Below are 12,542 nucleotides of genomic sequence, written 5' to 3'. Positions count from 1 at the left end.
AGCTCAGTTTGAGGGGCGAGGAATTCCCTCGGTCGGTTCACCGTCGTCCGATGCGGCATCCTTGTCGATGATGTCTTCAGTCTCCGACTCGGGCTCTTCGGGCGGCACAGCCTCCGTGTGAACTGGGTCGTGGACCGTGTCTGCGGCTGCTGGTTCCGGGGGAGTGGCAGCAGGCTGGGCATCGTCTTTGGCGAACAGGACATCGTTGAACGAGGACAGAAGTTCACCTGCGTCCTGAATTGCCTCCTCATCGCCGGAATCTACTGCTTCGAGCAACCAGTCGAGAACGGCGAATTCGGCCAACAGCTCGGCACGGGTGATGACATGTTCGTCGGCCCGTGGTCGGGAGTTTCTGTACTCGCTGAAGAAGGACGGCACAGCAGCAGGATCGATCAGCGCCGAGGCTGCAGCCAAATCGATGGCAGGGTCTGAGACCCGCATACGCTCGATTCCCGACAGCGCGAGTACGCGTTCCTGATCGGTGTAGACACTGGTTTCGTCGATCGCACCGTGGATGGGGGTGGCGAGGAAGCGCCAGAGAGAGACCTTCTCAAACTCCTCTTCCCAATGCTGGAGCAGATCAGCTGGCACCCGACCTGTGGCCGCGGCCTGGTCGAGCCTCTCGAGGATCTGAAACTGGAACCGTGAAGGGTCCTCGACGGGGAAACCCGCCTCGGAAATCGATTCTGGTGCTGCCGAATGTACGGTGGCGAGAGCTTGTGCCAAGGAACTAGCTCGAGCGACGTCTGCAATGGCCTGATCACCGACAGGGGCACCAGGCAGGGGGTCGATCAGAGTCACAGTGATCGGTGCAGACGTGTCGAAGTATGCAGGCTCAACCTCGGTGATGGCGCGCAGATGAGGCCAGACGAATCCGGCATGCGGATACATCATGTCGTAGATTCGAGCTGCTTCGGCAGCCGAACCGGTGTCTGCTGACCGATCGAGGCTTGTCTGTGCTGTCGCCACCAACTGCTGCTGACCATCGTCGAGCAGAACTCTGATTCCCAGTCCCAACGACGGTAGGGGGACCCATTCCGTCGGGGAAAAGTCGTCGAGCATCGTTGCCGCGACAGCTGCCAACTTGAGCGCCTTGGTATTCACCCTCCCCAATCTACCGTCTGGCACAGCCGGAGACAGAAGATTTGGGTGTTGAGCGTGTCAGCACCCACACTTCTCGCGTCAGGACCCTGAGTTATCGTGGAGGACATGAAGCCACTGCCACCCGTGAAGCCGATCAGTCTGGCCCGTCATGGAATCGATCGCGACCATCTTTCTCGTGGCCAAGACGGTGACCTGGAAAAACTGTGGGCCAGCGGAGCAAAACCCGTGTTCGAACATCGTGGTTCACTCCTCGTTGCGTCGGGGGGTCTGTTCATCAGTGATCCAGATTTGGTGCCGGGAGGCCAAACCGAGATCTATCTCGGTCGCGATGGTGAAGGACACCAGTACATCGGAGTCTCTCTCGATGATTCCGGCCGCAGTCAACTCGATACGTCGCTGGCGACGTCGCGGGCACGCGACGCCACAGACCTGCTGACCGCACCGGGAGAGGGCATCGACAGCGCCGAGCCGGTCTGGTTGCCCCTGCGCCAATTGGCAGAATCGCTCGACGACGTGCAGGTGTCCCTGGCTTGTGAGATCGTGAGCCTGGGCAATTGGCACAGAGCCCACCAGTTCTCGCCCCGCACCGGACGGCCCACCCGACCAACTATGGGCGGCTGGGTGAGATCGGACCCCGAGAATGACAGCGAACATTTCCCCCGCACTGACCCAGCCGTCATCGTCCTCATCATCAACACAGATGAGGACGGGGTCGAAAGAGTGCTGCTGGGCAACAACGCGGCCTGGGAGGCCGACCGCTTCTCCCTGCTGGCTGGTTTCGTCGAACCCGGTGAGACCCTTGAACGCGCTGTCATTCGCGAAGTGTTCGAAGAAGCTCATGTCGAAGTGAGGAATCCGCAGTACCTCGGATCCCAACCCTGGCCGTTTCCGTGTTCACTGATGCTCGGCTTCTCAGCTGAAGCCCCAAGCCTCGAATTCGCTGCCGATGAGGCAGAGATCGCCACACTGACATGGTTCACCCGGGAAGAGCTGCACGCAGCCATCGAAAGCGGCACGGTCCGAGCCCCCGGACTCGTATCGATCGCCGGGCAGGTCCTTTGCAGCTGGTTGGACAACATTTGAATGCTCAGGCCGCAGCACTGCTCGATGCCCTCGACGACGAGCAGAAGGAGGTCGCCACCCAATTCTCTACACCGGTGATCGTTCTGGCAGGCGCCGGGACAGGCAAGACCCGTGCGATGACCCATCGTATCGCCTACGGCATCGCCACCGAGGTGTTCCCTCCTAACCATGTTCTGGCCCTGACCTTCACGGCCAAGGCCGCAGGGGAGATGCGTTCGCGCCTGCGTGACCTCGGTGTACCCGCGGTCCAGGCCCGGACCTTTCACTCCGCTGCTCTGCGCCAGCTGCGCTTCTTCTGGGATCGCTTCGCAACAGGTGACTTCCCCCGAATCATTGACAACAAAGCCGGAATCCTGGGGTCAGTGCTGCAGGGAATGGGCATCGAGACCAGCCGGGAATTGAATCGGGACGTGGCCTCCGAGCTCGAATTCGCTGCCGCGTCGCTCCTCGGGGTCGACGACTATGCCACCCACGCCGCTACGCGCGATCTTCCCGGCACATTGAGTGTTGAGGACATGGTGCGCATCTTCGAGGCGTACAGTGAAGCGAAGACACGCGGGCGTCTCATGGACTTCGAAGACGTTCTGCTTGTTCTGGACGGAGTCCTCGCCGAGTATCCCGCAATCGCAGCAGACATTCGCGATCAGTACCGACACTTCGTCGTCGATGAGTTTCAGGACGTTTCGCCCCTCCAATACGATGTCCTCTCGCGCTGGCTGGGGCCACGGGACAACCTCTGCGTCGTCGGTGACCCGGCCCAGACGATCTATTCGTTCGCCGGAGCAGATTCTTCACTGCTGGGGACACTCGATGCCTCATTGCCCACGTCGACGACGATCCAACTGGTTCGCAACTATCGGTCATCGAAGGCGATTGTGTCCACGGCGAATAACCTGCTTCGCCACACATCGCGGACCGCATTGACCTTGCGCACCGACAACCCTGAAGGCCAAGCGCCGGTCATGACTGAGTACCCGACCGATGATGCTGAAGCCGTTGGGGTCGTCAAGGCCATCTCCGCCGAGGTTAATGCCGGTCGTCGTCCGCGCAACATCGCAGTTCTGTTCCGCACGAATGGTCAGAGTCCCGCCTACGAGCAGGCTCTGGCCGCAGCCGGAATCCCGTATGTTCTGCGCGGAGGAGAACGGTACTTCGCGCGTAAGGAAGTCAAAGAAGCCATTCTTATGCTCAAGGCGGCCCGTGCCACCTCAAGTGGCAGATCCCTGCCTGAGGTCGTCGCCGAGGTGCTGGTGTCCCTGGGATACTCGACCAAACCGCCTGCCGCAGGTGCAAGTCGACAGAAATGGGAATCGCTGAAGGCTCTGGTTGATCTGGCGGGGACGCTCCAAGCAGGATCTGAACTGCCGGTGCCTCTAGAAACTTTTCTCGCTGATCTCAGCGATCGCGCCGAACACCAATTCGCTCCCGATATCGAAGGCGTCACCCTGGCCTCGTTCCACGCCGCAAAGGGCCTCGAATGGGACAGTGTGCACCTCGTCGGACTCAGTGAGGGCCTGTTGCCCATCAGCTACGCCCAGACGCCGCGAACGGTCGCTGAGGAGCGTCGCCTATTCTATGTGGCGCTGACCCGTGCGGGCAGAGATCTCAGCTTGAGCTGGTCACAGTCACGCCATGATTCCAGGCAGCGACCGCGTAAGCCGTCCCGATTCCTCAGCGAGCTCGGTCGCATTGATCCATCTGCAGGTCACGGCCGTCGCACTTCGACCACGGTGGCGATGAACCGTTGTCGATCATGCGGCAAGGTGCTCGTCTCCCAAGTCGACCGGGCCCTGTCACGGTGTGCCGACTGCCCACCCGACATCGACCTCGAACTCCTTGACCGACTGCGCCGGTGGCGGGCACGCGTCGGTTTGGAACAGGGTCTGCCTCCCTACCTCGTTCTCACCGACACATCCATCTCTGCGATTGCAGAGATCAGGCCCCAGGACATGACTGCATTGGCGAAGATCCCAGGTGTCGGAGCCACCAAACTCGAACTCTACGGGTCAGGACTATTGAGCCTGCTCGTCGATTAGGTCGAAGTGCGGTACAGATACTCGACATTGGCAGCGGGGATGGAAAGCCAGACTCTCGTCCGTGCCGATCCCTGTGGCCAGTGAGACGTTTCTATTCACCGGTTCTGTATCGGGCTGCAACAGCGATCGTCTGAGGACCTGGACGACGTTGAGTGCGCCGAGCACACGTGACAGGGGATCGCTGAGACTTTCTCTGTCGGGGAGTGCTCGAACGTGGGAATACTGGTCCAACCAGGAATCATCGGCGTCCTTCTTCCTCAGGCACGCACAGACGGCGCACGGTGTCGTTCCCGGACGGATGAGGCCAGTGACCTCGAGAGAATACTCCCCGATCACCACCTGGCAATAGGGAACTTCGTGATCTGTGAGCCAAGTTGCGACGTGTATATCCGGGACGAGGTAGGACGTCGTGATCACCAGCGGTGAGGACATTAGATCGAGCTCCTCGACGCGGCGCTGCTCTGCGATGGCGAATCCGGAGGCTGAGAGATACTGCTCGGTGACTGCTCGCAGCGGGCCCAGCACCACGATCGGCGAATCGCCGAGGAGCCTCGACACACGATCGGGGGAGAGGGCGAAGATCTGTGCAGTCGCCAACAGCGGCGAACTCTTCGTCACCAGCACGGCATCGGAATCGTCGGGAACCAGCACTCCTGCTTCGTCGAGCAAGGTGATCAACGAACTCGCCCGGCCCAGGTCGGCACCGAGATCCTGTGCCCGCGAATAGTACTGGGCCGAACCGACACCCATTCGGAGTTCCTCGACGAGGGTGACATCTGCGGGCAGGAGACCGTCGATGAGGACAGGATCATCGACGCCGAACTGCACACACGATGGCGACCGCCACGTGATCGGCACACTGGGAAAAATCCGGAACATGTCTCCACCTCACCTCGAACCCTTCGGACTTCCACAGTAGTGAAGGTGGAGAGCATCCGCCATGGACGAGATGGAACTGTGGAAAACCCTGTGGAAAACAGTCGAGGGCAAGCCGGAAAATGCATCCCGACGTGCCCTCAACCGCTTTGTGCCCCAGGCGCTCGCGGAGACTCGTGCAGCTTCCCCTTCCGCACGCATCTCCGGGTTTTCCGGGGTCAATCATAGAACCTATTCTGCATTTTCCGCCCCGTCAATGTCGGTTCATGCACAGACCAGTCAACAGAGTGTGGATAACCTGTGGATATGTCGCCCTGAGTTGTGGAGAAAAGGTACCTTGAATGATTGAATATGGGACTCCGGGGAGAGCGAAACCGTAGGTCACTTCCGCATACAGCGGTCTCCATGGATGATTCGGCCTGTGGACAGCCCCACGGGGCTGTCGAAATGACGATACTCAGGAAACTCACAAGTAGAGACAGGTGATTCGACGGCTGACGAATTTCCTATGATGGGTCTGTGGCAACTCTACACAGATGGACCGAAGAAGATGTGCTGCGGGCTATCGCCCGTGGGGAGATCGAAGTGCGTCGCTCCGCGCGCCGCAAGAAGACCATTTCGGTTTCGAAGGAAGTCGATACCTACGTTCTCAGCACGCCTGTGCGATACAGCGTGGAACACAACATTCGCTCGTTGACCGATCTGTTCAATCGCCTCGCGGCCAGGGACCATTCTTCGGCGTCGGACCTCGTCGCTGTGGCAGATGAGATGAACGCCCGCTATTTCGATGGGCGTCTGCGTCCGCAGTCGATCAGGTGGGTGACAAATCAGAACATCAGTCGGTGGGCATCGACGACGACCTCGTCAGGAGACATCAGGGTCTCCCACCGTCTGCAGGCCGTGCCTCGTTGGGTGCTGGAGACCGTCATCGTCCATGAGCTAGCTCATCTGCAGGTCGGACCGCACAACAAGGCATTCCATGAGTTGGCGGACAGGCACCCCCGTCAGGCAGAGGCGAAGCTCTATCTAGAGGGCTTCAGTGCAGGAGAGCAATTCAGTCGTGGCGGCGGTCGCTGACCTGTCGTGCTTCCACACCTGCCCGATAGAGTTCCGGCAGTCGCACAATGAGGTCGGGCATCAACGCGGTCGGCAGGGCAGTGAGAGGGAACCACTTCACTGCCAGAGACTCGTCGGAGACGACTGGAACCTGGTCCACAGACGCGATAGCGGCGAACACCACGTCGAAGTGACGTTCGCACGCACCGAAGGAGGCCGAGAGATCATGCACATGGAGATCGATCGGGGCGGGGGAGAACCAGGTCAGCCGACTCAGTCCGCTCTCCTCCATGGCCTCTCTGCGGGCCGCAGAACGCAGACTGTCGTCTTCGGCCTCGAGGTGACCCCCGAACTGACCCCAGAGACCGGCCTTGCGGTGGTGGTTGAGGAGCACGGACTCCGTGTCCGGGTCGAAGACGAGGCAACTGGCAGTGACATGCTCAGCACCAGCCTCGCGTTGCAGCGCTGAGGCGCCGACGGCGGTGAAGAGGCGCTCGAAATCGAGCGTGAAATCAGACGGTGCCGACGTGGCGCCGACCTCGGCACGGGCGGTCTCGAGATGGATCATTCAGCTCTCACTGCGGCCGCCAGTCTCATCACCCTCGTCTGACCCATCGTCGGTGTCGGAGCTCGAGCTGGTGTCGGAGTCAGAACTAGCGTCGGATCCGGCGTTGTTCTGCGGTTCCGAGTCCCCGCTGGTTTCGGTACCTTCAATACCTTCGGCGAGAATACGGTTCAAGGCCTCGTCAAGAGTCGATTCGCTGGTCCATTCGGCATTTCGACGTTCGGAGTATCCCAACGGATCGTCGAGATCCTGTGTTGTGGGCAGAAGGTCGGGGTGTGAGAACACCTTGTCTCTGGCCTCTGTGCCTCCCTGCGTCTCGAGGTATCCGAACAGCGCCGCAGCATCACGCAGACGCCGTGGATTGAATTGCAGGCCGACCAAGGTTGAGAACGTCTTCTCAGCAGGGCCCGCGGTGGCTCGACGGCGGCGCAGAGCCTCACGGATCTGGTCGCGTCCCGGAAGATGAGCACATGCGGAGTAGACGACGACGTCGACCCATCCCGCGATGACCGCGAGGAGGTTCTCCAGATTCGTCAGTGCCTTCTTCTGATCCTCGGTCGTCGGGGGATTGAACAGTCCCTGGCGGATATTGTCACTGAGGTCGGAAATGTTGGATGGATCGATCTGTGAGGCCATGTCCTCGATCTGTGAGGTATCGACCTTCAGACCCTGCGCATAGCGTGTCAACGCAGCTTCTACCTGTGCACTGAGCCACGGGGCCCGTTCGAACAGTGCAAGATGTGCGAGCTCTTGGGCGGCCAGGTAGATCCGGACTTCCGAAGCGTCAACGTCGATCTCAGACGCGAACTTCTCCACGTTGGTCTCCACGAGCACTGCACTGTCCTGCGGCAATAGGGGCAGTCCCACCTCGGTGCCGGTCAGCACGCTCTCCGACAACGCGCCCACGGCCTGACCGATCTGCATTGCGAACATCGAATCGCTCATCGAGCCGAACATCGAAGAGGCACCTGCGAGGATGCCCTTCATCTCTGCCGGCATCTGAGTCTCCAGTGCCCCTGTCAGGGCAGTGGACATGTTCTCCTTGATCGGGAGCACGAATTTCTGCCACCCGGGCATGGTCTCGCTGACCCAGTCCTCGCGGGTGAGTGTGCGGGCTGCTCGGTTGGCCACGGAGAACTCGGTGGCTTCGGCGAGCCAGAGTTCGGCAAGTCGGAAGGCGTCTGTGGTTGCCTTAGCAGATTCCTCGCCCACAGCGGGGTCAGGAGTCGGGATCGCCTTCTTCGCGATCTGCGTCGCCTGCGCCTGAGAGTCGGCGCCCTGCCCGAAGAGACCTTGCATCTGATTCATGATCGTCGACATCATCGCGGGATCGATCTGGAAACCCTGCGGACCGGCGTTGCCGTCCTTGTCTTCGCCCTGACCGGCCCCGGGACCGTTGGCTCCGAAGAGCATTCCGAAGATCTGCTCGAACGGATTCTGTTCGTTGTTATTGTCATCGCTCATTTTCTCAATGCCCCCAAGAATCGGTTTGTCCTATACGTTAACGGTTCCGGATGTGGGAAGCTTCCCAATTCCGGGAGGTTTCGGAGGATGTTCGCACCGGGCGAAAGGAGTCTGTGAAACTCACGGTCAGGTTTCAACTAGACTGGTCGGGCGGTGCAGCGAAAGGAACACATGACAGCTAATACTCCTCGGGCCGTGCCGGTGCCCGAAGCACCGACGCGTGGCAACGCTCGCCGACGCGCCCCACGTCTGACCACGACTTCAGGGGTCATGACCTATCTCCTCATCGCTCTGGCAGTTCTGCTGCCGGTGCCATACATGTTGCAGCTGCCCGGCCCGGTCTTCAACACCCTCGGTGACTATCAGGGCAAACCCATGATCCACGTCACCGGCGCCAAAACCTACCCGACCGATGGTCGCATCGACATGCTCACGGTGGCTGTTAGCGGCGGCCCGGGTCGTGACACCTATGCTTCGCAGGCCCTCGGCGCTCTGCTCCACGGCAAGGAAACAGTCATCCCCACCGAGGCCTACTACCCACTCGACACGACGAGGGAAGACGTGGCGGCCACCAACGCGGTGGAGATGTCATCCAGTCAGGATGTGGCCGTTGCGGCCGCAATGGGACAGCTGGACAAGCCGTACGAGGTTCATCTTCTCGTCGGCGACGTAGTTCCCGACTCTCCCGCCGAGGCGAAACTGCGCAAGGACGATCGGATCATGTCCGTCAACGGCAAAAAGTTGGGTTCCGACCCTGCAGCCGCACAGATCATGAGCGAGACGGTACAGTCCTCTGACTCGGTTGACCTCGTCGTCGAACGCGGGGGTAAGAAGATCGACGTCGCGCTGAAACCTGAGCCGATCGATGGTCGCAAAGCCATCGGCATCAGTATGAAACAGGACTTCAAATTCCCCGTAGACGTGGCATTCAATGTTGAGGGTATCGGCGGCCCATCTGCCGGCACCATGTTCGCATTGGCGATCATCGACGAACTCACACCCGGGGCGATGACCGGTGGTAAGCATGTGGCAGGAACCGGCGAGATCGATCCTGCAGGAAAAGTGGGCCCCATCGGTGGTGCCCGACAGAAGGTAGCGGCCTCGACTGAGCAGGGGGCGAAACTCTTCCTTTCCCCCGCAGACAACTGCGCAGAAGTCATCGAGGCTGCCGATCAATCCAAAATCACGGTGGCGCGAATCGATAATCTCGATGATGCGCAGAACGCCGTGGAACATTACGCAGCTGGAGACACTTCAGATCTGAAGAAGTGTCCGGCCAGCGGCGCCGACAACAACGAGAAAGGGCAGTAGTGAGCTCTCCGTCCTCACCCACCTCCGCACGAATGCCGACGAACCGGCCCAGACGTTCGCCTCTGCTGCTCACTCTTGTGTCAGTGGCGATTCTGCTCGTCGCTTTCATCGCGTTCACACAGGTGTACACCGAAGTTCTGTGGTTCAAGCAGATCGATGCTTCACAGGTTTTCCGCACCATGTGGTTCACCCGCGGACTCACCTTCCTCGCCGGATTCGTCATCATGGCGGTCCCGGTGTGGCTGAGCCTGCATCTGGCCTTCAGCAATCGCCCGGTGTATGCGCCGACAACCCCGCGCCAGGAGAACCTCGATCGGTACCGTGAAGCAATCGAGCCGCTTCGGAAGGTCGCGACCTTCGCGATCCCAGCGGTCGTCGGCCTGCTCAGCGGAATCACCGCCTCGGCGCACTGGAACACCGTCTTGCAGTGGATGAATTCGACCTCGTTCGGCTCGCAGGATGCCCAGTTCGGGATGGACAAGTCGTTCTTCGTCTTCGTCCTGCCCGGCCTGCGATTGATCGGGGACCAGGTGGGGATGGCGGTGCTGCTGTCGCTCATCGCTGCACTCGTCGGACATTATCTCTTCGGCGGTATCCGCCCGGGAGAGCAGAAGGGCGTCATCCTGACGAAGACCGCCCAGTGGCAGCTGGGAATCACCGTTGCCGCCCTGGTCCTCGTTCAGGCAGGCCGTCTCTGGCTTGCCCGGTACGAACGACTGACTTCGACGGGTGGCATTGTTCCCGGAGTGACCTTCACCGATGACAGGGCGGCACTTCCGGCCATGGCCATAGTCGCGATCGCAGCGGTGCTTGTGGCGTTGCTGTTCGTCTATACGGCGTGGAAGGGAAACTGGCGGATCTCGCTCATTGCGACCGCCACACTCATCGTCCTCGGTGGCATTTCGATCATCGCCTATCCCGCGATGGTTCAGCAGTTCCAAGTCGCTCCGTCCCAGCAGAGCCTGGAATCTGAATACATTCAGCACAACATCGATGCGACCCGTGACGCCTTCGACTTCGATGACGTGGATGTCACTCCCTACGAACCGAGCACCAGTGGTGAGAAAGGTGCATTGCGCGAAGACGCTGAGACTGCTGCATCGATTCGTCTCCTCGACCCCAACTTGGTATCGGACACGTTCCGCCAGCTCCAGCAGGTCAGGCCCTACTACTCCTTCCCCGAACAGCTCGACGTCGATCGCTACAACATCGACGGTGAGAAGCGCGACACCGTGATCGCGGTGCGTGAATTGGCTCCGGACTCGGTGAACAACCAGAGCTGGTACAACCGTGCAATCGTCTACACGCACGGGTTCGGTGTTGTCGCCGCCAACGGCAATCAGCGTAACCCCGATGGTGAACCGGTGTTCATGGAATCCGACATTCCGCCCAAGGGAGAGTTCCCGAAATACGAACCGCGCGTGTACTTCGGTGAGGATTCACCGGACTACTCGATCGTCGGCGGCGAGAAGGACACAACTCCTCGAGAGCTGGACTACCCGTCCGATGAGGATAGTGGTTCGGGCCAGGTGAACAACACGTTCACCGGTGACGGCGGGCCATCCGTGGGTGGACTCTTCAACCGTCTCGCCTACGCTCTGAAATATCAGGACGAGCAGATCCTGCTCTCCGACGCGGTCAACGAGAAGTCCCAGATCCTCTACGAACGCCATCCGCGTGAACGCGTGCAGAAGCTGGCACCGTTCCTCAAGATCGATGGAGACCCGTACCCGGCTATCGTCGACGGCAAGATCAAGTGGATCCTTGACGGCTACACAACAGCAAAGGACTACCCGTATTCGACGCCTCAGCCGCTGCAGGAGGCCACCGAGGATTCGGTGACGGCAACTGCGCCCAACTCCGTGGCGACACTTCCGGATGAAGAGGTCAACTACATTCGGAACTCGGTGAAGATCACTGTCGATGCCTATGACGGCAAGGTCGACATGTTCCAGTGGGACAAGAAGGATCCTGTTCTCAAGACGTGGATGAAGATCTTCCCGGATCTCATCAAACCCTCGTCCGAGATGTCGGGCGACCTGATGAACCACGTGCGATATCCGGAAGACCTGTTCAAAGTGCAGCGTGATCTGCTCACGAAGTACCACGTGACTTCGGCCAGCGAGTTCTACACCGGCCAGGACTTCTGGACGCTGCCGACGGATCCGACGAAGAAGGCCAACAGCGGTCTGACTCAGCCTCCGTTCTACATGACCCTGCAGATGCCGGGCCAGAAGTCCCCGTCGTTCTCTCTGACGAGCTCCTATATTCCTGCACGCTCCTCTGAGGGGCAGGCACGGAACAACTTGACCGGCTTCCTGTCAGCAGATGCCGATGCCGGCGGTTCCAAGGGAGAGGTTGCAGAAGGATACGGCAAGCTCAGGCTTCTGCAGCTGCCGCGTAACACGACGGTGCCCGGACCAGGTCAGGCTCAGAACAACTTCAATACTGCCCCGGATGTTCAGCGCAGCCTGAACCTGCTTCGTCAGGGTGAGTCTGAAGTCCAGAACGGCAACCTGCTCACATTGCCCGTCGGCGGCGGTCTGCTCTACGTGCAGCCCGTCTACGTACGGTCCGCAGGCGACACGTCCTACCCACTGCTCCAGCACGTACTGGTGGCATTCGGCGAGGACATCGGATTCGCTCCGACCCTGGACGAAGCCCTCGACCAGGTCTTCGGCGGCGACTCAGGTGCCAAGGCCGGCGACGCGGGTACCGAGGACAGCGGTGCAGCAGGCAAGTCGGGCGGGTCCAAGAGCGACGACGATTCCGGCTCCAAGCCTGATGACAAGAATCTCAACGATGCGCTTGAGAAGGCTAAGAAGGCTATGGAGGATTCCGACGCAGCCCTCAAGGAGGGTGACTTCGAGAAGTATGGAAAGGCGCAGGATCGTCTGAAGAATGCGATTGAAGATGCGGTAGCAGCCGATCCTTCTCTCGCCGAGGATGGTTCGAAGGACGGAGCGTCAGCTCCGGCCAGTGCCCCTGCCGATAAGGGCGGGGACAACTGACACCCGCGCCGGTCGACGTTGAATGAGTCAGGCCCC

10 protein-coding genes are annotated in these 12,542 nt (G+C 60.3%); 6 read left to right on the top strand and 4 right to left on the bottom strand.

The annotated features are described in order from the left end of the window. Positions 1-3 precede the first annotated feature (3 nt). Positions 4-1,104 carry an aminoglycoside phosphotransferase gene (locus BSP239C_RS10245; protein ID WP_101572491.1) on the bottom strand — a complete coding sequence of 367 codons (1,101 nt, stop codon included), beginning with the start codon at positions 1,102-1,104 and terminating at the stop codon, positions 4-6. Positions 1,105-1,209: 105 nt separating this feature from the next. Here BSP239C_RS10245 and nudC point away from each other — a divergent pair, with 105 nt between their 5' ends. Further along, on the top strand, positions 1,210-2,187 hold the full coding sequence (nudC, locus tag BSP239C_RS10240) for an NAD(+) diphosphatase (protein WP_101572489.1): 978 nt from the start codon (positions 1,210-1,212) through the stop codon (positions 2,185-2,187). Beyond that, positions 2,184-4,223: an ATP-dependent DNA helicase UvrD2 gene (locus BSP239C_RS10235; protein ID WP_101572488.1), complete on the top strand. Its 2,040-nt coding sequence runs from the start codon at positions 2,184-2,186 to the stop codon at positions 4,221-4,223. The genes nudC and BSP239C_RS10235 overlap by 4 nt, the downstream gene beginning before the upstream one ends. Here BSP239C_RS10235 and BSP239C_RS10230 read toward each other — a convergent pair. Further along, entirely contained in the window at positions 4,200-5,102 is a 903-nt protein-coding gene (locus BSP239C_RS10230) for a hypothetical protein (protein ID WP_101572486.1), read from the bottom strand. The genes BSP239C_RS10235 and BSP239C_RS10230 overlap by 24 nt on opposite strands. Positions 5,103-5,163: 61 nt before the next feature. Here BSP239C_RS10230 and BSP239C_RS20450 point away from each other — a divergent pair, with 61 nt between their 5' ends. Both BSP239C_RS20450 and BSP239C_RS10225 read left to right on the top strand, forming a co-directional pair. Further along, the gene (locus BSP239C_RS20450) at positions 5,164-5,448 is read left to right on the top strand and encodes a hypothetical protein (protein WP_145997432.1); all 285 of its coding nucleotides are present in this window, start codon (positions 5,164-5,166) and stop codon (positions 5,446-5,448) included. Between the two features lie 170 nt (positions 5,449-5,618). Next, entirely contained in the window at positions 5,619-6,176 is a 558-nt protein-coding gene (locus BSP239C_RS10225; protein ID WP_101572484.1) for a M48 family metallopeptidase, read from the top strand. Here BSP239C_RS10225 and BSP239C_RS10220 read toward each other — a convergent pair. Both BSP239C_RS10220 and BSP239C_RS10215 read right to left on the bottom strand, forming a co-directional pair. Then, the gene (locus BSP239C_RS10220) at positions 6,154-6,723 is read right to left on the bottom strand and encodes an NUDIX hydrolase (protein WP_101572481.1); all 570 of its coding nucleotides are present in this window, start codon (positions 6,721-6,723) and stop codon (positions 6,154-6,156) included. The two genes, BSP239C_RS10225 and BSP239C_RS10220, sit on opposite strands and share 23 nt — an antisense overlap. Beyond that, positions 6,724-8,184 carry a zinc-dependent metalloprotease gene (locus BSP239C_RS10215; RefSeq protein ID WP_101572479.1) on the bottom strand — a complete coding sequence of 487 codons (1,461 nt, stop codon included), beginning with the start codon at positions 8,182-8,184 and terminating at the stop codon, positions 6,724-6,726. It lies immediately after the preceding gene. Between the two features lie 171 nt (positions 8,185-8,355). Between BSP239C_RS10215 and BSP239C_RS10210 the strand changes: the two genes are divergently transcribed. Together BSP239C_RS10210 and BSP239C_RS10205 are read left to right on the top strand one after the other, a co-directional pair. Further along, positions 8,356-9,495, top strand: a complete 1,140-nt coding sequence (locus BSP239C_RS10210; RefSeq protein ID WP_101572477.1) for a PDZ domain-containing protein — start codon at positions 8,356-8,358, stop codon at positions 9,493-9,495. Positions 9,496-9,527: 32 nt separating this feature from the next. Further along, positions 9,528-12,506, top strand: a complete 2,979-nt coding sequence (locus tag BSP239C_RS10205; protein ID WP_226831113.1) for a UPF0182 family protein — start codon at positions 9,528-9,530, stop codon at positions 12,504-12,506. The last annotated feature ends 36 nt before the right edge of the window (positions 12,507-12,542 follow it).

The organism is Brevibacterium sp. 239c, assembly GCF_900169365.1.
Lineage (GTDB): Bacteria > Actinomycetota > Actinomycetes > Actinomycetales > Brevibacteriaceae > Brevibacterium.
This window is presented reverse-complemented; position numbering and strand designations above follow the sequence as displayed.

Bases quoted from the DNA above. Each gene is read 5' to 3' on its own strand.
- BSP239C_RS10210 (WP_101572477.1), top strand. From the start codon at position 8,356: ATGACAGCTAATACTCCTCGGGCCGTGCCGGTGCCCGAAGCACCGACG.
- BSP239C_RS10230 (WP_101572486.1), bottom strand. From the start codon at position 5,102: ATGTTCCGGATTTTTCCCAGTGTGCCGATCACGTGGCGGTCGCCATCG.
- BSP239C_RS20450 (WP_145997432.1), top strand. From the start codon at position 5,164: ATGGACGAGATGGAACTGTGGAAAACCCTGTGGAAAACAGTCGAGGGC.
- BSP239C_RS10215 (WP_101572479.1), bottom strand. From the start codon at position 8,184: ATGAGCGATGACAATAACAACGAACAGAATCCGTTCGAGCAGATCTTC.
- BSP239C_RS10220 (WP_101572481.1), bottom strand. From the start codon at position 6,723: ATGATCCATCTCGAGACCGCCCGTGCCGAGGTCGGCGCCACGTCGGCA.
- BSP239C_RS10205 (WP_226831113.1), top strand. From the start codon at position 9,528: ATGCCGACGAACCGGCCCAGACGTTCGCCTCTGCTGCTCACTCTTGTG.
- nudC (WP_101572489.1), top strand. From the start codon at position 1,210: ATGAAGCCACTGCCACCCGTGAAGCCGATCAGTCTGGCCCGTCATGGA.